At 38.5% G+C, this 20,078-nt stretch carries 19 protein-coding genes; 3 read left to right on the top strand and 16 right to left on the bottom strand.

Going from position 1 to position 20,078, the window contains the following annotated elements; translation table 11 throughout:
- Positions 1 to 53: 53 nt before the first annotated feature.
- The gene (locus HMPREF2877_RS10435; RefSeq protein ID WP_002883909.1) at positions 54 to 1,199 is read left to right on the top strand and encodes a cobalamin-independent methionine synthase II family protein; all 1,146 of its coding nucleotides are present in this window, start codon (positions 54 to 56) and stop codon (positions 1,197 to 1,199) included.
- Between the two features lie 60 nt (positions 1,200 to 1,259).
- Here HMPREF2877_RS10435 and trmFO read toward each other — a convergent pair whose 3' ends face one another.
- From trmFO to HMPREF2877_RS10350, 16 genes are all read right to left on the bottom strand, one after another.
- Entirely contained in the window at positions 1,260 to 2,603 is a 1,344-nt protein-coding gene (gene trmFO, locus HMPREF2877_RS10430; protein WP_070579953.1) for a methylenetetrahydrofolate--tRNA-(uracil(54)-C(5))-methyltransferase (FADH(2)-oxidizing) TrmFO, read from the bottom strand.
- A 117-nt stretch (positions 2,604 to 2,720) separates the two neighbouring features.
- Entirely contained in the window at positions 2,721 to 4,097 is a 1,377-nt protein-coding gene (locus HMPREF2877_RS10425) for a sensor histidine kinase (protein WP_176745195.1), read from the bottom strand.
- A complete protein-coding gene (locus tag HMPREF2877_RS10420; RefSeq protein ID WP_014634562.1) occupies positions 4,088 to 4,747 on the bottom strand; it encodes a response regulator transcription factor in 660 nt (219 codons plus the stop codon). The genes HMPREF2877_RS10425 and HMPREF2877_RS10420 overlap by 10 nt, the downstream gene beginning before the upstream one ends.
- Positions 4,748 to 5,463: 716 nt before the next feature.
- The gene (locus HMPREF2877_RS10410; RefSeq protein ID WP_070579950.1) at positions 5,464 to 6,192 is read right to left on the bottom strand and encodes a lantibiotic immunity ABC transporter MutE/EpiE family permease subunit; all 729 of its coding nucleotides are present in this window, start codon (positions 6,190 to 6,192) and stop codon (positions 5,464 to 5,466) included.
- Between the two features lie 4 nt (positions 6,193 to 6,196).
- A complete protein-coding gene (locus HMPREF2877_RS10405) occupies positions 6,197 to 6,871 on the bottom strand; it encodes an ABC transporter ATP-binding protein (RefSeq protein ID WP_070579947.1) in 675 nt (224 codons plus the stop codon).
- Between the two features lie 180 nt (positions 6,872 to 7,051).
- Positions 7,052 to 9,196 carry a type I DNA topoisomerase gene (topA, locus tag HMPREF2877_RS10400; RefSeq protein WP_014633069.1) on the bottom strand — a complete coding sequence of 715 codons (2,145 nt, stop codon included), beginning with the start codon at positions 9,194 to 9,196 and terminating at the stop codon, positions 7,052 to 7,054.
- A 167-nt stretch (positions 9,197 to 9,363) separates the two neighbouring features.
- A complete protein-coding gene (gene dprA / locus HMPREF2877_RS10395) occupies positions 9,364 to 10,203 on the bottom strand; it encodes a DNA-processing protein DprA (protein ID WP_004182435.1) in 840 nt (279 codons plus the stop codon).
- A 66-nt stretch (positions 10,204 to 10,269) separates the two neighbouring features.
- A complete protein-coding gene (locus tag HMPREF2877_RS10390; RefSeq protein WP_070579944.1) occupies positions 10,270 to 11,190 on the bottom strand; it encodes an ROK family protein in 921 nt (306 codons plus the stop codon).
- 6 nt (positions 11,191 to 11,196) lie between these two features.
- Positions 11,197 to 11,967: a ribonuclease HII gene (locus tag HMPREF2877_RS10385; RefSeq protein WP_070579941.1), complete on the bottom strand. Its 771-nt coding sequence runs from the start codon at positions 11,965 to 11,967 to the stop codon at positions 11,197 to 11,199.
- A complete protein-coding gene (ylqF, locus tag HMPREF2877_RS10380) occupies positions 11,954 to 12,808 on the bottom strand; it encodes a ribosome biogenesis GTPase YlqF (RefSeq protein ID WP_014634567.1) in 855 nt (284 codons plus the stop codon). Before ylqF ends, HMPREF2877_RS10385 begins: the two co-directional genes overlap by 14 nt.
- Before the next feature lie 128 nt (positions 12,809 to 12,936).
- Positions 12,937 to 13,626, bottom strand: a complete 690-nt coding sequence (locus tag HMPREF2877_RS10375; protein WP_002883906.1) for an XRE family transcriptional regulator — start codon at positions 13,624 to 13,626, stop codon at positions 12,937 to 12,939.
- Positions 13,627 to 13,718: 92 nt separating this feature from the next.
- The gene (locus tag HMPREF2877_RS10370; RefSeq protein ID WP_048675628.1) at positions 13,719 to 14,234 is read right to left on the bottom strand and encodes a transcription repressor NadR; all 516 of its coding nucleotides are present in this window, start codon (positions 14,232 to 14,234) and stop codon (positions 13,719 to 13,721) included.
- A gap of 22 nt (positions 14,235 to 14,256) precedes the next feature.
- On the bottom strand, positions 14,257 to 14,784 hold the full coding sequence (locus tag HMPREF2877_RS10365) for an ECF transporter S component (protein ID WP_002883896.1): 528 nt from the start codon (positions 14,782 to 14,784) through the stop codon (positions 14,257 to 14,259).
- A gap of 114 nt (positions 14,785 to 14,898) precedes the next feature.
- Entirely contained in the window at positions 14,899 to 16,461 is a 1,563-nt protein-coding gene (ffh, locus tag HMPREF2877_RS10360) for a signal recognition particle protein (RefSeq protein WP_002883924.1), read from the bottom strand.
- Between the two features lie 32 nt (positions 16,462 to 16,493).
- Complete coding sequence (locus HMPREF2877_RS10355; protein ID WP_002883908.1) at positions 16,494 to 16,826, bottom strand: putative DNA-binding protein; 333 nt, start codon at positions 16,824 to 16,826, stop codon at positions 16,494 to 16,496.
- A 65-nt stretch (positions 16,827 to 16,891) separates the two neighbouring features.
- Positions 16,892 to 17,590 carry a GntR family transcriptional regulator gene (locus HMPREF2877_RS10350; protein WP_021144070.1) on the bottom strand — a complete coding sequence of 233 codons (699 nt, stop codon included), beginning with the start codon at positions 17,588 to 17,590 and terminating at the stop codon, positions 16,892 to 16,894.
- Positions 17,591 to 17,754: 164 nt separating this feature from the next.
- Between HMPREF2877_RS10350 and guaA the strand changes: the two genes are divergently transcribed.
- Together guaA and HMPREF2877_RS10340 are read left to right on the top strand one after the other, a co-directional pair.
- Positions 17,755 to 19,317, top strand: a complete 1,563-nt coding sequence (gene guaA / locus HMPREF2877_RS10345) for a glutamine-hydrolyzing GMP synthase (protein ID WP_002883901.1) — start codon at positions 17,755 to 17,757, stop codon at positions 19,315 to 19,317.
- A gap of 160 nt (positions 19,318 to 19,477) precedes the next feature.
- Positions 19,478 to 20,078: ATP-binding protein (locus tag HMPREF2877_RS10340; RefSeq protein WP_141751056.1), on the top strand; the 601-nt coding region annotated here is incomplete at its 3' end.

The following is a 20,078-nucleotide window of genomic DNA, read 5'->3' as shown; positions in this document are numbered from 1 at the left end:
GCACTTATATTGTATATTCAAGAGATATAAAATCTTATTTTGAGGTGAATCTTATGACAAAATCTAAATTTCAATTAGTTGGTTCTCTCCTTCGTCCTGCGGATCTCCGTAAATACAAGGACGAAATCGAGCACCGTGACGACATCCAGTATCCTTTTTACGATGCCCTTCCTGGTTATCAAGAAACTGAAACTGCAGATATTAAGCAAATTGTGGCTGACCAAAAGGCTAATGGTATTGACATTCTTACCGATGGTGAGTTTGGCCGTTCTATGTGGCACTTAGACTTTGTCTGGGGTCTCAAAGGTATTGAACGCTACATTGCTGAGCACGGTTATACATTCAAAGACCACGATGGCGGACAATATGAGACTCGTAAAGATATTGGTATTCGTATCACTGAACCACTCTCAGGTAAAAACCACCATTACCTAGATATCTATAAATTGGTTAAAGCTGAAGCTGGTGATGAAGATACTAAACAAACTATCTGGGGTCCAGCTCATGCTTATACTGAACTTGCTATCTTTGACCGTTTGGCTGGTCCTGGGCAAGTCTATGAAACTAATGAAGACCTCAAAAAAGGTTTGATTAATGCCTATAAAGAATTCTTGGAAGAATACAAGGCAGTTGGTGGAAAAATCGTTCAATTTGACGACTGTCTCTGGGAACTTTTTGACCCATCAAACCCTGCAAGTTTCTTTGCGGAAGGTAATTCTGATTTGGCAGAATTGGCTGATGAGTTTGTAGCAATCAATAATGAAGTTGTAGATTATGCTCACGAACTTGGTTTAACAGTTTGGACACACAACTGTCGTGGTAATTATGAAAGCCGTTCTGCTGCCGAAGGAACTTACGAAGCCATTGCTAAGAAATTCTTGGCAGAGCAACACTATGACCGCTTCTTCCTTGAATGGGACAGCGATACAGCTGGTGATATCAAGGCTCTCGAAGCTCTTAAAGATAGTAAGGCTGAAGTTGTACTAGGACTTTTGTCATCAAAAACAACTGAACTTGATGACGAAGAACGTGTTCTTGACTTGCTTGAAAAAGCTAGTCAAATCCTTCCTAAAGAGCGTCTCTTCCTTTCTCACCAATGTGGTTTCGCCTCATGTGACTCAGGTAATGAGTTGGCAACACCACAACAATGGGCTAAAATTAAACAAGGTCAAGATATCGCTAAGAAATTCTTTGGTTAATTGGATACTTTTAGATCTGAAAAATCCCTTACCGCATTCGGTAAGGGATTTTAATATTGTCTAAGCTTGAATAAAAGGTTGTAAATCTTTAAGAGCACGCTCAGCAATTTTTTCGTAACGCTCTTTCTTGTCACGAATACGTGGACCTTCCAACTCTTTGATAATACCAAAGTTAACATTCATTGGTTGGAAATGTTTGCTTTCAGCATGTGTCACATAATATGGGAGGCTTCCGATAGCTGTTGTATGAGGGAAGATAAGTTCCTCTTCACCTTTAAAGAGACGGGCTGCATTGATTCCAGCAACCAAACCTGAGGCAGCTGATTCAACATAACCTTCAACACCAGTCATTTGTCCCGCAAAGAACAAATTAGGGTTTGATTTTGATTGGAAGGTCTGTCTGAGCAAGTTTGGCGAATCCATGTAAGAGTTGCGGTGCATAACCCCATAACGCACAAATTCAGCATTTTCAAGACCTGGGATCATTTGGAAGACACGCTTTTGCTCGCCCCATTTGAGGTGGGTTTGGAAACCAACGATATTGTAGAGACTACCAGCCGCATTGTCCTGACGAAGCTGAACAACTGCATAAGGTGTCTTGAAATCGCCGTCACGTGGCCCTTTGTAATCCTCAGGATACTCCAAACCAACCGGTTTCATAGGGCCATAGAGCATTGTCTTGATACCACGTTTAGCCATGACCTCGATAGGCATACACCCTTCGAAATACTTTTCTTTTTCAAAGGAATTCAAAGGAGCTTCTTCAGCTGTTGTCAAAGCCTCATGGAAGGCCATGAACTCTTCCTTGGTCATAGGACAGTTTAGATAAGCTGCTTCACCCTTGTCATAGCGTGACTTAAGGTAAACCTTGTTCATGTCGATAGTCGCTTTATCAACTATTGGTGCAGCGGCATCATAGAAATAGAAGCCATCTCCACCGTTAAGCTCATGAATTTTTTCAGCTAGAGCATCAGAAGTCAATGGTCCTGAGGCAATAACTGTAATGGCATCATCAGGAATTTCTGTGATTTCTTCACGGATAACTTCAATTAATGGATGATTTTCAATTTCCGCTGTAACAGCTTCTGCATAACCTTCACGGTCCACCGCCATGGCACCACCAGCTGGCACACGGTGAGCTTCTCCATTACGCATAATGATAGAGTCCAAGCGACGCATTTCTTCTTTAAGAAGCCCTACAGCATTGGTCAAGCTATCTCCACGGAAAGAGTTAGAACAAACCAATTCTGCAAAATTGGTTGTCTTATGCTGTGGTGTTGCTTTGACCCCACGCATTTCATAAAGTTTTACTGGAATACCACGTTTGGCAATCTGATAAGCCGCCTCTGATCCGGCCAAACCAGCTCCAATCACGTTAATATAATCTGCTTTTGATTGAGACATTACACTAATACCTCTTCGGGAACAAAATGAACTCCTGCTCCCACAAATCTTTCTTCATTTTTTCTCTTAGTAGTATAGCAAAAAACTCCTCATCTGGCGACTAGGAGTAATTTGTATTTAAAGGGGTAACATGATAGTCACTTTAGCACCCCCTGTGCCATTGTCATTTGAAAGAGAAAGACTACCATGGTGTAAGCGAATAATATCATTAGCAATAGTCAGACCAAGTCCACTATGATTGCGGCTCTGTCTACTTTTATCCTCTTGATAAAAGAGCTGAGTGGCCTTTTCAAGTGATTCAAGGGAAAATCCAGGGCCAGAATCAAGACAGATAAACTTGAATTCATCATCTTCTACCCTAGCAGTTAAGAGCAACTGACTACCACTAGGCGTATGCTCTACCGCATTCGAAATGATATTCATAAAAGCTCGATTCAACAAAGACCTGTCCCAATTGCCTATGGTTTCTTTCTCAATTTCCTTCTTGTCAAATACCACATTGATTTGTTTCGTTTGAGCTAATGACAAGGTTTGATCGTAAATGTCTTCAACAAATTCCTTAACTGGAACTTCTTCAAGCGTCAAGGTTTTCTTCAAACTCGTTTTGTTGAGTTCAGACAACTCTTTCACATAAGCATCAACCTGTGCAATCCCTTTTTGAAAATGCTCTAACAAATCCGTCTGTTCTGCATTTAAGGGCGTCATAGCTAAGAGCTCAGCATTCCCACGAGCAACTGTTAGGGGTGTCTTTAAATCATGTGTCAGAGCAGAAATTTGATTTTGTTTATCTTGCTCTGCCTTCCAATTTTCCATCAAAGACTCACGAAGTGCTACTCGCATATGATCCAAACCATTTAAAACCTGGTTAAACTCAGTAATTTTAGATTTGGACGTTTGAAAATCCAAGTCTTGCTCTGCTATTTTCTCTGTTGCCTTCAATATTGGTCTCAACTCTCGACTCAATTTACTAGCATAGTAAAAAGTTAAAGTAATAAATATGAGTAGGATAGACACCATCATTGAGCCAATCATCAATAGATCAGCATTGGGAAAATGCTGGTTCATCCACTCATTACGATACCGAGGTGATAGTTGATAATTGACAATGACAATGCCATCTGACCGTTCAAAAGACTGAAAATAGCCATAATTGCCACCGTGAACATTCTTGAATTGGTAATCTAGCAAGGATTCTTCTTGCAAGTTAACTGGCATGTTAGATTTTTTAAGTTTAAAATCTCTAGTCAAGAAGACATAGCGAGTACCATCAGGCAAGACATTTGGATTAAAGACCTTAGAAGTTTCAATTTCATTCCTGACGACAGACAAATCACTTTCTACCTGATTTGCTGGAAACACAACGCCAAAACGATAAGACAAGCTGAACAAAGACAAAATAAGCAGGCTACTGATTGCTGATAGAACTGTAAGACTGACGACATAAGATATCAAGATTGTTCTTAGAGTGTGTTCTCTTTTTTTAATTAGTGCCACTTGTAACCAATCCCCCAGACTGTTTCAATAGGATTTTGCCCAACATCTTTGAGCTTTGCACGGATATTTTTGATATGTTCAGCCACTGCTGTCGGACTCCCTTTATCCTCATAGCCGTACAAATGCGTGTAGATTTGCTCTTTGGAAAAGACTTGGCCCTTATTTTCAGCCAGAAACTGACAAATACCATATTCTGACTTAGTCAAATCTAACAACTGATTCTCAACATAAAGCTCCTGAGCAGACAAATCAAACTGAATATTTCCAATTAATAGCTTATGGTGGCGCTCACGATGTTCACGTCTCAAGTGTGCAGCCACACGCGCTTGAAGTTCTTTAACCCCAAATGGCTTGCAAATATAATCATCAGCACCATAAGTCAAGCCTTGAACAATATCAGCCTCTTGCGTTTTGGCTGTAATAAAGAGTATAGGACAATCCACCTGATCACGAATCTCATGACAAAACTGGAGACCGTCAACATCAGGCATCATGATATCCAGTAAAATCAAGTCAAAGCGTGGCAACGAGTTCTTATCTAAGTCTAAAACACTTGTAAGCCCCGTCACCTTATGATTTTGAAGCTCTAAAGCCTTTACAACCAATTGAACAATATCTTCCTGATCATCAACAACAAGTATCTGAGCCATAACCTTTCCTTTCGTACAAAGTTACCCTTATCATATCATCTATAGAAGAGAACTGACAAGGCGTAGAGTAGATAAATCTATTAATAAGATTTTGAATTTATTGGCAAAAAACAAATAAATAACAAAGTCACCCCAACAATCCATAAAGGAAGGGAATTGAGTTGGCTCCAATCACTAAGGATAAGGCTATTGATAGGTAAAGCAATAGGAAGCCAATGAGTAGACAAGAAAACTTTATTACTAGCAAAAAAATAAAAATAATTTCAACCATAGAGATAATAATATTACTAACACTGTTCAGACTCACTTGTATAAAGTAGTGAAAATGATTAAGAAAGACCATTAACATCCAACTTGATAGACTTAATACAAATCCATTCACATTATTCATAAGAAGGAGGTTTAAGAGAAGCCAACTAAATAAAGAAGGTAGGCTAAGGATTAGGTCTACTATCAAAAGTTTAGCCAACCATAAACGTCTTTGCTTAGGGTAACTCGATATTTCTTGATAATGATTAGCGTATTTTTCTTGTTCAATCCCTAAAATTGACAAAAATGATGTCAATAGCGGATAGCATAAAAAAGATAATATGGCTAAATTAGTTAGAGAAAAACCGTTAGGGGCAAAGCTCACATACATTGGAATTGTAATAATCTCTAAGACAGCAAAACTGAGAATAAGATAAAGACCGAAAGTATTCTTTAATTTAAGTAACTCACTCCTTAGCATTTAATTGTCTCCTTTGCAGTGAAAAAGGTAAAAGCAATGTCACTACTATTGATAGCATCATCGTAAGTAACACCTGAAAAATGCTAGTATGATTCGTATTTACAATAATATCCCCCGATGGTTTAAGATTTAATAAAAATTGAGCTATTTTATAGTGATAAGTATAGGGGAAAACGAACCAAAGTGGACTCTGAGCAATAAAGGGTGCTATTAAAAGACAAACCAATGTATTAAGAGCTAATAGGATGAATTGACTCATGTATTTAGACATCAGATAAAGTAAAGGAATGTTCCATAAAGTTGTCATCCAAATTAAGATTAAGGAAATAGCTGTTTTAGGAATATTTATTGGAATAAAACCTGTGTAAATAAATGCAACGAGACTAAGGAAAGCCAGTAAGAAAAAACTAGCAAGCAATGTTCTCATGCCTATAAGCACCATTTTCATCAAGCTAATTTTCCAAGTGAAATATCCATTTGTAACATTTTGAAAATGCCCAGCCTGGTCTTCTAAACGTCTATCAACTATAAACAAAATACCATTTACAAGATATAAAAAGATAGCTTCCCACCAATAAACCGAGAAAGGAACAAAAATCTGTAACCCTCCCATTAAAAAGGCTATAAGAACGGTTAAAAATGGTATGATGATTAAGAATTTAGTCGTTCCTAAATGTCGTAATTTGAGCAATTCCGAATAGAATATATTTTGCATATCACTAACCCCCATGAACAATTTTAAAGAAGAGTCTCTCAAGACTATCTACATTTTTGTTTTCACCATCATATTGAATTTTACCTTTATCGAGAATAAGAATATGATCAGCAACCTTACTAATTTCTAGAAGTTGATGACTGGAAACCAGAATTGTCATCCCTTTTGCTTTCAAGGAACGAATAAGGTCTAGCAATTCATTTATACCATCGGGATCAAGGCCATTAGTAGGCTCATCTAGAATTAAAAATTGGGGATCAGTTAAAATGGCCATACCAATCCCAAGTCGCTGCTTCATACCTAATGAAAATTTACCGGCTTTTTTCTTTCCAGTATTGGAAAGACCAATTATTTCCAAGGTTTCAAAAATTTTTGAATCAGGAATATCATATAGCAACGCTTTTGTTTTTAGATTGTCAAAAGCTGAAAGGTTGTGATAAATTGCAGGTGCTTCGATTAATGCACCTAATAAATGTTTGTTTTTGGATGATCCATCAAATCGAATTTCTCCACTACTTTTTTGGACTAAACCAAAAAGAATTTTCATCAGAGTTGACTTACCAGCACCATTTACTCCTAATAGACCAGAAACTGTTCCAGATTCAATTGTAAATGTGATGTTATCTAAAATAGTCTTATCTTTGTAGGTTTTTGAAAGTTGTTTAACAGTTATTTCCATTTGTACACCTCTTTTAGAATAGTTCTGTTTTCAATATAAGCTTATATTTATCTAATATCAAAAAATCACTTACTCTCCTTTCTTTTCATCCTTAGTATAAAAAACAAATTTAAGGAAAGTATCAGTTTTTTTGATAAAATACAAAAAACTATCCCAAGATTTAACTTGAGATAGCTTTCTTTATTTAACAATAGATTCTTTGTAGTCACACTCTTCGTTGCTACAGATAACTTGCTTGCCGCCACCACGGACCTTCTTCTCGACAAGATAATCGCCTGATTTAGGACAGTTACGTCCAACAGGGATATCCCACGACGTAAATTCACAGTCAGGATAGCGATCACATCCATAAAAGACACGATTTCGTTTTGTCTTACGTTCGATGACCTGACCTTTACCACAGGTTGGACAAGTAACGCCAATTTCTTTGGTAATGGCTTTAGTATTGTGACAGTCGGGGAAGTTACTACATGCGTAGAACTTACCGTATCGACCAAGTTTGATGACCATTGGGTGACCACAGAGGTCACAATCAAAACCAGCTGGCTCATCCTTGATTTGGATTTTTTCAATACCTTCTTCAGCTTTTTCCAATTCTTTTTGGAAAGGTTTGAAGAATTCATCAATAACCTTCTGCCATTGTTCCTTACCGATTTCAACTTTATCGAGTTTTCCTTCCATCTCGGCAGTGAATTTAACATCCACGATGTCTGGGAAGAATTCGACGATTAAGCTATTAACGATTTCACCAAGTTCTGTTGGTTCAAAACGTTTAGCTACTAATTTGACATAGTAACGACGTTGAATAACATCAAGTGTCGGTGCATAAGTTGACGGACGACCAACACCATTTTCTTCCAGCGTCTTAATCAGAGTCGCTTCAGAATAGCGGGCTGGTGGTTGCGTGAAGTGTTGTTCAGGCGTTGTCACAACCTTCTTAACCGTATCACCTTCTGCCATATCAGGAAGCATTTTATTCTTATCAGAGTCGTTGTAAACGGCCATATAACCATCGAACTTGATTTGGCTACCATTTGCAGTGAAAATGACTCCGTTTTGAGACAAGGTCACCTTCATCGTATCAAATACTGCAGCTGTCATTTGACTCGCTACAAAACGATTCCAGATAAGAGTATAAAGCTTAAGCTGATCCTTATCCAAATACTTTGCAATGCTTTCTGGTGTTTGGAAAACATTTGACGGACGAATAGCCTCATGGGCATCTTGTGCTCCTGAACTATTTTTCACCTTGCTGCCGTGTTTTGAATACTTAGAACCAAAGCGTTCTGTGATAAATTCAGCAGCCTGATTTTGAGCAACTGGACTGATACGTGTTGAGTCCGTACGCATATAGGTAATCAAACCTTGAGCGCCTGAACCCAGATTAATTCCTTCATACAACTGTTGGGCAACCATCATGGTCTTACGTGTACGGAAATTAATCTTATTGGCAGCATCCTGTTGAAGAGATGAGGTTGTATATGGCAATGGCGCATTACGACGACGTTCTTTTTTCTCTACCTTATCAACGTTAAAATCATCACTTGTGATACGAGACAGAACGGCTTGAACATCATCATTATTGTTGAGCTTAAGCTTTTTACCATCCAAACCATAGAAGCTAGCCTGAAACTTCTTAGCACCCTTCTTAAAAGCACCATCAATAGTCCAGTATTCTTCTGGTTTAAAGGCCTTAATTTCATTTTCACGGTCAATAATGAGCTTAAGAGCTACTGATTGTACACGACCTGCAGAAAGACCTTTCTTAACCTTCTTCCATAGAAGCGGTGAAATAGAGTAACCCACAATACGGTCCAAGACACGACGAGCTTGTTGAGCATCTACCAAGTCCATGTCAATGGCGCGTGGCTCTACAAAGGCATTTTTTACCGCATCTTTAGTGATTTCGTTAAAAACGACACGATTCTTATCATCTGGCTCTAATCCAAGAATATGTGACAAATGCCATGAAATGGCTTCCCCTTCACGGTCCGGGTCACTTGCGAGAAAGACTTGCTTGGCTTTTTTAGCTTCTTTCTTCAATTCATTGATAAGAGGTCCCTTACCTCGAATATTAATGTACTGAGGTTCGTAGTTGTTTTCAAAATCAATAGACATACTTGATTTTTTCAAATCACGAATATGCCCAACAGAGGCTACAACTTTATAATTGCGGCCAAGATATTTCTCAATCGTTTTCGCTTTAGCAGGAGACTCCACGATAACCAAATTTTTCTTTGGTGTCGCTCTCTTTTTAGTCGCCTTTTTAGCAGTCGTTTTCTTTGTTGTTTTAGTTTTCGTTTTTGTTGTCGTTGCTGTCGCCATAGACTATTTCCTTATAATGTTATAAACTGGCTGCGCCACTCATCTGTCTAAAATCTAGTCACAAGACATTAAAAAATGAAACATCTTGGACCGAGCAACTAACATGATACCTTCCTTTTCTTTAACTGTCAATAAAAAACTTTATCTCTATAGGAGAACTTTGATTTTCAAGAAAACTCTGAAAGGATGTCAAACCCTGTCGTAATGCACTTTGCACCCTCCTGAATTAGGTGATGGCATCCATCTGACTTTCCATCTAAAATATTTCCTGGAATAGCAAAAACATCTCTACCTTCTTCCATGGCACGCTCACAAGTAATCAGACTTCCTGAGCGAAGCTTAGCTTCTACAACCATAACTCCTTGACACAATCCAGAAATAATCCGATTGCGTTCAGGAAAGTGGTACTTGAGAGGCTGTTCACCTGGTCCATATTCTGTAAGAACTAAATGATTTTTTGCCATATAGTCCTGCAAAGCTTTATTTTCTTTAGGATAATAAACATCAAGTCCTGTCCCGATAACTGCAATCGTGTTCCCCTTATTTTTCAAGGCCTCCATATGCGCACAAGTATCAATCCCACACGCCAATCCACTCACAATAGTAAAGTGATTCCCAAGTTCACTAACAATTTTACGGACAGACTGTTTGCCTGTTTCAGAACACTTTCTTGCCCCAACAACAGCTAGCTTTGGTTTACTCAGTAAATCAAGATTCCCCTGATAATAAAGGAGGACAGGAGGATTATAGGTATACTTCAGCTCAATGGGATATTCTTTATCAAAAATCGATAACGTAGGAAAATGGTCGAATTGTTCTTTGAGTTGCTTAATATCTAAACTCTTATACTTTTCCATAAAAAGAACGGCATTTTTAGACTTGGATACCACTGCCATATCACGTAAACTCAATTTTCTATCTTGAGTCTTTTGATAGTCCAAAATATTTAAGATATTTAAATTCGTCAACCCAGCGGCTTTAAGTTTAAAAAGTTCAAAATTATTCATATAGATACCTCCTTTTCATTATTCGTAACAGAAAAGAAAAAAGCTCCATTATGGAACTTTCCGTGATTACAAATCATTTTCAGAAGCAAAATAAGACGTGGCTCCTAGTAGGTTACTATCGTTATGGAAATGACAGGCTCGAATAGTTATGGGCTCAAAACCTAATTCAGTCTTATCCTTAAATAACTCCTCATAGGCATCACTTATTCCTTCTATTAAAGTACCTTGCCTACTGATACCACCACCGATAACAACTTTCTCCAACCTAAAGAAGCTCTGCAAATTTAGCACAAGAACAGCAATTTCATGACAATAGTCTTTAAATAAAAGATTTAGATCTTCCGACTGATTTCCCTCTATAGCTGAGAATACGGCTGGACCATCGTCTTGATTTAACCCAAGTAATTGACTGGCTTCATGAACAAAGCCTACTGCAGACCCCTTATTATCGACAAGGCTTACTAAGCCATGCATAAACAATTCCCACTGGAAAGGTAGAGAGGTTTGACTCATACTTTGGGGACTTGGAACTCTCAGATATTGGGTGACTGACAGAGATGATAACAAGTCCTCCTGTGAGACAAGTCCTAAACCAACACCAGTACCTAAAACCAAGGCTGCCCCACAATCTAAGTCTTGTAGACTTCCATATCTGGCTTCAGCCAAGGCTGCTGCGTCTGCATCATTGATAACCTTTACAGGTAGTTGAAATGTTTTAGTCAATCGTGACCCAAGAGGAATAGCCGTTAAATAAGGGATAAGACCGCCCTTGAAAATGAAGCCACGTTTACTATTTATTTCGCCAGGGCACGCAATGGCAATCCCAGAAATAATATCCTTGTGTGACGAGACAATGTGGTCTAAAGTCAACCAAAAGTCGTCTAAGGTTGGTGGCGTCGACACTTTAGATTGATTGCTAATCTTAAAATCATCATTAACTAACCCAAACTTGATAAAGGTTCCTCCAATATCGATAGCTAAAATCACGCCACTTCACCTACTTTTTATTATTGACTTTATGGGTTCAAAGCTTCTTCTATGAATTGGAGTAACACCAAAGTTATCTATGCCAGACAAATGATCCTTGGTACCATAACCTGCATTTTTGGCAAATGCATAACCAGGAAACTCCTGATCATAGTCAGCCATCATCTTATCACGGGTTACCTTTGCTACGATAGATGCTGCCGCAATTGATAAAGAATTAGCATCTCCTTTTATAATTGATGTTTGTCCTATTGGTAGGTCCAAAGTCATGGCATCAATTAACAAATGTTCAGGTTTGGGACTAAGGTTTTCAATAGCTTCAGTCATAGCAAGCTTGGTTGCTTCATAAATATTGACATCGTCAATCACATGATTGTCCTTTATACCAATCCCGACAGCTACCGCTTCCTTCATGACCTGCTTATAAATAGCTTTATGTTTTGATTTTGGTATTTTTTTACTGTCATTGAGACCTTTTATTTTACAAAGCTTTGGTAAGATAACCGCTGCAGCTACCACTGGCCCAGCCAAAGGACCACGTCCAACTTCATCAACACCTGCAATGAGTTCAACTCCCTGAGCATAAAGCGATTTTTCGTAACTTAGCATCTTTTCTAAGCGTTCTTCCTCAGCAATCTCAGCTTGTATAGCTTTACGGCGTTGCTTAATGGCAGTCTGTACACCAGCTCGACTATCTTCCTCAAAACTTGCCCATCGGTGATCGTCAAGGTCTGTCAAAGTGGCCAATTGCTCTTTGACTTCTTTAATTGTCGCCATCAGTATCGACCCCAACAATATCAAGTGTGTAACGTCCTAGTTTTCCATCACGAACTTCTTTGACAAATAGATTATAGAAACGGTCATAATCTTCACGGAAGCCAAGTTTTCGAGTCATTTCCATAATGATTTCTGGTGCCTCTTCTTCAAGGTCAATCCCTTTAAAGCGCTCCTCTAAACGTTCAGGATAGTAAGTTTTAAAATAGTTAAGGCCAAAAATTGTAACTTCATCCATTGGCAAGAGCTGGTCCTTGATGGCACCGGTCAAAGCAAGTTTCAAACCGACCAATTCATCTTCAAACTTAGGCCACAAAATCCCCGGAGTATCCAGAATTTCCAAATCCTTATTTGACTTCAACCACTGTTGACCTTTTGTCACACCAGGTTTATTTCCTACAACGGCAATTTTTTTACCAGCCAAACGATTCATCAAGGTAGATTTCCCAGCATTTGGAATCCCAATAATCATAGTTCGCAAGGTCTCTTTCTGAATACCACGTTCACGAAGTCGTTGAATCTTGTCAGCCATAAGACTCTTAGCAGCGTCTGTCACCAATTTAACTGTAGATTGTTCCTTGGAATTGATGGCCAAGGTTTTAATCCCTTGACTCTCAAAATAGCTACGCCACTCTTTTGTACGATTACTATCAGCAAGGTCAGCCTTATTGAGAATTAAAAGCTTTGGTTTATCGCCAACAATTTTAGTTAGCATGGGATTTTGACTTGACAGTGGCAAACGTGCATCCACTAAAATTGTTACAAAATCAACATGCTTAAGATTTTCCTGAACTTGTCGACGGGCTTTGGACATGTGACCAGGGAACCATTGAATAGTAGCCATGTTTATCTCTCCTCTTTCTTTTCTTAGTAAAATATGATTTAAACTCTTTAAAAAAAGCCAAAGACTTGGCTTTACTTTATTTATATTATATCAGATTTAGTTTAAGATGCCCAATCGATAAAAGTTGACTAAGCCTCAACAGGCATAAAGTTACCGACAATTTTACCGATGATTCGGGGATCTTCGTCATAGGGTGCGAACTTATCACCATAACGTTTATTAAGAGAAACTAAACGTAGCCCATCTTCCTCACGATAAACTTTTTTGATATAGGTTTGACCATCCCAGTCTACAGCATAAACAGCTCCATCATAATCAAAACCTGTTTGTTTGATTAGCACTACTTCTCCATTTAGGTAGGTAGGTTCCATAGAGTCTCCAAAAACCCATGACGCAAAATCATGATCCAATTCTTCATCATAGAAAACTTCATCATAGTTGCCGTCACCAAAGTAAGTGTAACCTGTTCCGGCTGATAGACGCTCGAAAACTTTGTATGAGTAAAGCGGAATAACAGGTGCTTTCTGCTTTTCTGCTTCTTGCTCTTCTAGGAGAGCCTTAGTGAGTCGCAAAGCTTCCTGACGATTTTCCTCATTTAATTCCAAGTAGACTTCTACAATCTCATGTTCAGATAGAAAATAGGTCTCAGCCACGCCAAAAAGTTCTGCCAATACCGATAGATTCTTTTGATTAGGTTTCGTCTTACCATTTTCCCAATTAAAATAAGAGGAGCGTGAAATTCCAAGATGCTTAGCCACTGATGCCTGGCTCATTCCTTGCGCTTCTCGAATTTCCTTAAGTCTTTGTCCTGAAAACATAGCCACCTCCGTAAGTTAATAAACTAACATAAGTTTATCAAAAAAAGTAGTTGTTTTCAAGTGAAACTAACTACTTTTACATCTCTTTTATATCATTCTTTAACTAAAAATCCTAGATGGTTAAGTGCCTCTTCAATATAATCTATATCTTGCTCACTATCTGCTTCGACAAGATGGTAATGAACTCCGTTTGTTAAATCAGATAAGGGGCGAAAGTCATTTGACGAGGCTTGGTCTAAAAAATGCCTAACATCTCGACGACAAGTCAATTTCAACAAAGTCTGAATTTCTCCATAAACTGGATGATCTATCATGATATTTTGAATACGGCCTCCATTATCAACAATAGCCAAAAGCTCATCTTCCATATCGGACACTTTATGATTCACCTTAAACAGTCGACGTACATATGAATTGTCATCGCTACTTTTATAGATATATCCTCTATTAGTTGAAATAATCTGGGCACCATCTGCACGTAAGAGTGCAATATCTTGAACAATGATTTGACGTGTCACACCAAAATGCTCCGCCAAACTCTGTCCATTCATTGCCTCTTTAGCTCCCTTTAAGAGTGCCAATAATTCTTGTTTTCGATTTGAAGCCATAGACCAACCATCCCTCTTTCAATTAGCGTATTTTTCGAATACTTTTGAAAATCGTTAATGCTATAACATAGTCTATCATACTATGGACAATAGTGCCAAAACCAACTAAAACAAAGAGAACATAGAACAGTTTTTGGAAATCCTCTCCTGTTACGGAATAAAAAATCACGCAAGCAAGAACTTCACCTATGGCATGGATAAGTCCTAAAACAAAGTTGAAAAGTAATGATGATTTATGGTTTTCTATCGTTTGTGGAAATTTTTTCAAATAGAGTGCGCCTAAAAAGCCAAATATAATATGTGAAAAGGCCCTAAAAACAACCACAATCGGATAGCCAGCCATAAAGTATCCCAAACTAGAAGCTAAGATAACAAAAGCAGTTACCCAGGGAGATATAAACATGGCTAGAAATATTGGAACATGACTCCCCAAAGTATACGAAGCCGGTGGGATGATTAGTTTAATTGGCATGATACTTGGGATAAGGATAGCAATTGCCGTTAATAAAGCTGCAAAGGTCATTTCTTGAATTCTCTTTTTCGGTTTCATGATTTACTCCTTTTTTACTGTATATACATTAGTATATTACAGTGTATAGTTGTATAAGTCAATATTTTTCAGAAAAAAAACACTAGAGCAAAATGCCCTAGCGTTCTAAGTTTCTTATTTACGTTTTTTCTTAGCTTTTTTCATCTTATTAGCTTGACGCTTCATCGCATGTTTCATGGCAAATGAACCAACCTTACCTTTAAGGCCACCACCAAGCATTTGGCTAAGATCCATATTTCCAAGATCTGGCATACCAGCGCCACCCATCATGCCTTCAAGAGCAGACATGTCCATATTACCCATATCCGGCATATTTGGCATGTTTTTTGGCAGATTATTTGGGTTAAGACCCATTTGACGCATCATTTGCTCCATATCACCAGACATAACACCTTGCATCATTTGTTTTGCCTGGTTGAAGTCTTTAATAAACTTGTTTACTTCGATGAAGGTATTCCCTGAACCATTGGCAATACGACGACGACGACTTGGTGTCAAAAGATCTGGATTTTCACGTTCTTCAGGTGTCATAGATGATACGATGGCACGTTTGCGCGCAATTTGTTTCTCATCTACTTTAACATTAGCCAAGGCTGGATTGTTAGCCATACCTGGCAACATCTTGAGCAAATCCTCCATTGGACCCATATTTTGTACCTGGTCTAATTGGTCAATGAAGTCATTGAAGTCAAAGGTGTTTTCACGCATCTTTTCAGCCAACTCAAGAGATTTTTTCTCATCGTACTCTTGAGAAGCTTTTTCGATAAGGGTAAGAAGGTCACCCATACCCAAAATACGACTTGACATACGGTCTGGGTGGAAAGTCTCGATATCCGTAATTTTCTCACCAGTACCCGTAAATTTGATTGGCTTGCCGGTAATCTCACGAATAGAAAGAGCCGCACCACCACGTGTGTCCCCATCAATTTTAGTAAGAACAACACCAGTGATATCTAGCTGTTCGTTGAACTCCTTGGCAACGTTAGCAGCTTCCTGACCAATCATGCTATCCACAACCAAGAGAATTTCGTTTGGATGAGCAAAATCCTTAATATCATGCAATTCTTGCATGAGAGTCTCGTCAATCTGCAAACGACCAGCCGTATCAATCAAGACATAGTCATTCTTATTGGCACGCGCTTGTTCCAAACCATTTTTGACAATCTCAACTGCTGGTGTCTCTGTTCCCATATCAAAAACAGGAACATTGATTTGTTGCCCCAAAGTCTTCAACTGATCAATGGCTGCTGGACGATAGATGTCCGCCGCAATCATCATTGGACGGGCCTCTTGTTCCTTAATCAACTTATTAGCCAATTTACCAGCAAAGGTTGTCTTACCAGCCCCTTGGAGACCAACCATCATAATGATTGTTGGAATCTTTGGAGATTTTTCAATTTCAGATGTTTCAGACCCAAGAATCTCTGTCAATTCTTCATTAACAATCTTGATAATTTGTTGTGAAGCATCAAGAGTATCAATGATTTCGTGACCTACAGCACGTTCACGAACACGTTTAATAAATGTCTTAACGACTGGTAGCGCTACGTCTGCTTCAAGAAGTGCCAAACGAATCTCTTTAGTGACTTCTTGAACTTCTTTCTCTGAAAGTTTTCCTTTACGTCTTAAATTTTTGAAAACGCCTTGCAAGCGTTCCGTTAAGCTTTCAAAAGCCATATATCATTTCCTCTCTTACTTTCTGCTTGAATCTAATCTCTATTATCAATGCTGCTGAGCACAGCAATTTGTTCCTGAAGATAGCTATCGTCTGGATATTTTTCCATGATATCATCAAAAATTTGGCTACGGACGATGTAATCTGAATACATATGTAATTTCATCTCGTAAGCTTCTAAAATCTTCTCAGTACGCTTGATGTTATCATATACTGCCTGACGACTCACACCAAATTCCTCGGCAATTTCTGCCAAACTGTAATCATCCGCATAATAGAGCTCAATATAGTTCATCTGCTTATCTGTTAACAGTGCAGCATAGAACTCAAAAAGGGCATTCATGCGATTGGTTTTTTCAATTTCCATAAGCTCCATTTTACCATAAAATCATGGTGTTAGCACGATTCTTGTGCAGAAAAAAGCAGTGACTTCTAATTATTCTCCAAATAAAATTCAAAACGGTCACCAACATAGTAACTTCGTACATATTCGAAAGCCTGACCGTCTTGGAGGAAGGAAATTTGTGTCAGACTCAGGAGAGCATCACCAGTCTTAACCTTGAGGTGCTTGGCTAAACTACTATTGGCCAAACTAGCTGATATGGTCTGCTGACTTTTCCCTATTTCATAGCCGTTATCGGTCAGTGTCTTGAAGAAATGTTCCGTAATTTCTGACTCCTTGAAACCTCGGATAATTTTCTCAGGGATACTGGCAATCTCATAGGCAACTGGAAGATCATCCGCAAAGCGAACACGTTCCATACGAATCACATAAGACTGTGGTAAAACACCTAAGTTCTTGATTTCAAATTCATTGGGATGTACACGCTTATATGAAATAAGCTCACTAGATGGTTTCTTGCCTTGGGATTTTACAATCTCTGTGAAACTCGTGGTTCCACGCATCTTTTCCTTAACTCGACTGCTAGCCACAAAAGTACCACTGCCTGGTTTACGCTCTAAAATCCCCTCATCCACTAAAAGCGTTATGGCCTGACGCACAGTCATACGACTCACGTCAAAAGTTTCGCAAAGATCCCGCTCGCTAGGGAGACGTTGCCCGATTTTCCAAGTACCGTCATCAACATCTGCCTTAATCTTATCATGTATGCGAATATATGCTGGTAGCATCTAATACCCCCTTCTTTACCCCTATTTTACAAAAAAACTAATAGAATTGTAAAGGTGACGACAAGACTTACAGTTTATCGTATAAATCTAGGTGCTAAGTCCTTAAAATTGTGATACAATGATTGCATAAGAGTCCATTTGTGACGTAAAAAGAAAGGGTAATAATGACTGACATTTCTACTTTGAATGATGTGCAGAAAATCATTGTTCTAGACTATGGTAGCCAATACAATCAGCTGATTGCACGTCGTATTCGTGAATTTGGCGTTTTCTCTGAATTGAAAAGCCATAAAATTACCGCTGATGAAGTCCGTGCCATCGATCCTATCGGTATCGTACTTTCGGGTGGTCCTAACTCTGTTTATGCCGAAGATGCCTTTGGTATTGACGAAGAAATTTTTGAACTTGGTATTCCAATTCTTGGTATCTGTTACGGAATGCAACTGTTGACCCACAAACTTGGTGGTAAAGTTGTTCCTGCTGGTGAAGCTGGTAACCGTGAGTATGGCCAATCAACACTTCGCCTTCGTGCCCAATCAGAACTCTTTGCAGGAACTCCTGAAGAACAAGTCGTTCTTATGAGCCACGGTGATGCTGTTACAGAAATTCCAGAAGGTTTCCATCTTGTTGGTGACTCAGTAGATTGCCCATTCGCCGCAATGGAAAATACTGAGAAAAACTTCTACGGTATCCAATTCCACCCAGAAGTTCGTCACTCTGTATATGGTAACGATATCTTGAAAAACTTCGCTTTCGGTATCTGTGGTGCCAAAGGTGACTGGTCAATGGCTAACTTCGTAGATATGCAAATTGCACAAATCCGTGAAACAGTTGGTGACCGTAAAGTCCTTCTTGGCCTCTCAGGTGGGGTTGACTCATCTGTTGTTGGTGTCCTTTTGCAAAAAGCTATCGGAGATCAATTGACATGTATCTTCGTTGACCACGGTCTTCTCCGTAAAGGTGAAGGTGACCAAGTTATGGAGATGCTTGGAGGTAAATTTGGCCTTAACATTATCCGTGTTGATGCTTCTAAACGCTTCCTAGATCTCTTGGCTGGTGTTGACGATCCTGAGAAAAAACGTAAAATCATCGGTAACGAGTTTGTTTACGTCTTTGATGACGAAGCAAGCAAACTTAAAGGTGTAGACTTCCTAGCTCAAGGAACACTCTACACTGATATTATTGAATCAGGTACTGAGACAGCCCAAACAATCAAATCTCACCACAATGTTGGTGGTCTTCCAGAAGATATGCAGTTTGAATTGATTGAACCACTTAATACCCTCTTTAAAGATGAAGTACGTGCCCTTGGTACTGAGATGGGAATGCCTGACGAAGTTGTTTGGCGTCAACCTTTCCCAGGACCAGGACTTGCCATCCGTGTTATGGGTGAAATCACTGAAGAGAAACTTGAAACTGTTCGTGAGTCTGATGCTATCCTTCGCGAAGAAATTGCCAAAGCTGGTCTTGATCGTGATGTATGGCAATACTTCACTGTTAACACAGGCGTTCGCTCTGTCGGTGTTATGGGTGATGGCCGTACTTATGACTACACTATCGCTATCCGTGCTATCACTTCAATTGACGGTATGACAGCTGACTTTGCAAAGCTTCCATGGGAAGTTCTTCAAAAGATTTCTGTACGTATCGTTAACGAAGTTGACCACGTTAACCGTATCGTCTACGATATTACAAGTAAACCACCTGCAACTGTAGAGTGGGAATAAAATATAAACCTAATTTAAAGTGACTTGATTGATTTAACAGCATTTTGAATTGTTTTAAATGATTTTAAAACGGGGTAAATTCGTTTGAATTGTCTCCAAAGAAGCTCAAAATTGAGCTTCTTTTTTAGTATTAATAATAAATAATAAGGTAACAGATGTTTTGGAAAATATAAAAATATTCTTAAATAAAGTAGAAGATGAATTCCATGATTTTAAACAACAATGGCATAAAGACAATTCTGAACTTGTTCGAGATATTCTAAATTTCGTTAATACAGTACATCATAAAGATTGTTATATAATTTTTGGTATTGCAGACAATTTCGAGATTATAGGAGTTCAAGAAGATGAAAATAGAAAAAATACAGAAACTATAACTGATTTGCTTCATAAACTATATTTATCTACTAATTCACAAATTAAAGTAAAAGTTGAAACACAAACTATTGATGATAAAGAAATAGACATTTTAACTATTTTTAATAGCGATTTCGTGCCAGTGTATCTAACAAAAGATTATAGGCCAAAAGGTTCAAAAGGGCTCACCGCTGGTTTAATTTATGCTAGAAATGGTGCTATAAATACACCTAGAAATGAGTCAACCTCATTTGATGTCTTAAATGCATTATTTCGCAAGCATAATAAATTAGATGTCTCTATTCAGGAGCAATATAATAAAGTTTTGACTGATTATAATAATTGGTCGTATGTTGATAATGAAGAGGGCTCTTTTTTCATCTTGAATATACAATATAAGTGCA

Origin of the sequence: Streptococcus sp. HMSC072D03 (assembly GCF_001812855.1) — a bacterium.
Taxonomy (GTDB): domain Bacteria; phylum Bacillota; class Bacilli; order Lactobacillales; family Streptococcaceae; genus Streptococcus; species Streptococcus salivarius_D.
This window is presented reverse-complemented; position numbering and strand designations above follow the sequence as displayed.

What these genes read in the sequence shown, in the direction of transcription:
- HMPREF2877_RS10435 (WP_002883909.1), top strand. Translation starts at nt 54, where the DNA reads ATGACAAAATCTAAATTTCAATTAGTTGGTTCTCTCCTTCGTCCTGCG.
- trmFO (WP_070579953.1), bottom strand. Translation starts at nt 2,603, where the DNA reads ATGTCTCAATCAAAAGCAGATTATATTAACGTGATTGGAGCTGGTTTG.
- HMPREF2877_RS10420 (WP_014634562.1), bottom strand. Translation starts at nt 4,747, where the DNA reads ATGGCTCAGATACTTGTTGTTGATGATCAGGAAGATATTGTTCAATTG.
- HMPREF2877_RS10410 (WP_070579950.1), bottom strand. Translation starts at nt 6,192, where the DNA reads ATGCAAAATATATTCTATTCGGAATTGCTCAAATTACGACATTTAGGA.
- HMPREF2877_RS10405 (WP_070579947.1), bottom strand. Translation starts at nt 6,871, where the DNA reads ATGGAAATAACTGTTAAACAACTTTCAAAAACCTACAAAGATAAGACT.
- topA (WP_014633069.1), bottom strand. Translation starts at nt 9,196, where the DNA reads ATGGCGACAGCAACGACAACAAAAACGAAAACTAAAACAACAAAGAAA.
- dprA (WP_004182435.1), bottom strand. Translation starts at nt 10,203, where the DNA reads ATGAATAATTTTGAACTTTTTAAACTTAAAGCCGCTGGGTTGACGAAT.
- HMPREF2877_RS10385 (WP_070579941.1), bottom strand. Translation starts at nt 11,967, where the DNA reads ATGGCGACAATTAAAGAAGTCAAAGAGCAATTGGCCACTTTGACAGAC.
- ylqF (WP_014634567.1), bottom strand. Translation starts at nt 12,808, where the DNA reads ATGGCTACTATTCAATGGTTCCCTGGTCACATGTCCAAAGCCCGTCGA.
- HMPREF2877_RS10375 (WP_002883906.1), bottom strand. Translation starts at nt 13,626, where the DNA reads ATGTTTTCAGGACAAAGACTTAAGGAAATTCGAGAAGCGCAAGGAATG.
- HMPREF2877_RS10370 (WP_048675628.1), bottom strand. Translation starts at nt 14,234, where the DNA reads ATGGCTTCAAATCGAAAACAAGAATTATTGGCACTCTTAAAGGGAGCT.
- HMPREF2877_RS10365 (WP_002883896.1), bottom strand. Translation starts at nt 14,784, where the DNA reads ATGAAACCGAAAAAGAGAATTCAAGAAATGACCTTTGCAGCTTTATTA.
- ffh (WP_002883924.1), bottom strand. Translation starts at nt 16,461, where the DNA reads ATGGCTTTTGAAAGCTTAACGGAACGCTTGCAAGGCGTTTTCAAAAAT.
- HMPREF2877_RS10355 (WP_002883908.1), bottom strand. Translation starts at nt 16,826, where the DNA reads ATGGAAATTGAAAAAACCAATCGCATGAATGCCCTTTTTGAGTTCTAT.
- HMPREF2877_RS10350 (WP_021144070.1), bottom strand. Translation starts at nt 17,590, where the DNA reads ATGCTACCAGCATATATTCGCATACATGATAAGATTAAGGCAGATGTT.
- guaA (WP_002883901.1), top strand. Translation starts at nt 17,755, where the DNA reads ATGACTGACATTTCTACTTTGAATGATGTGCAGAAAATCATTGTTCTA.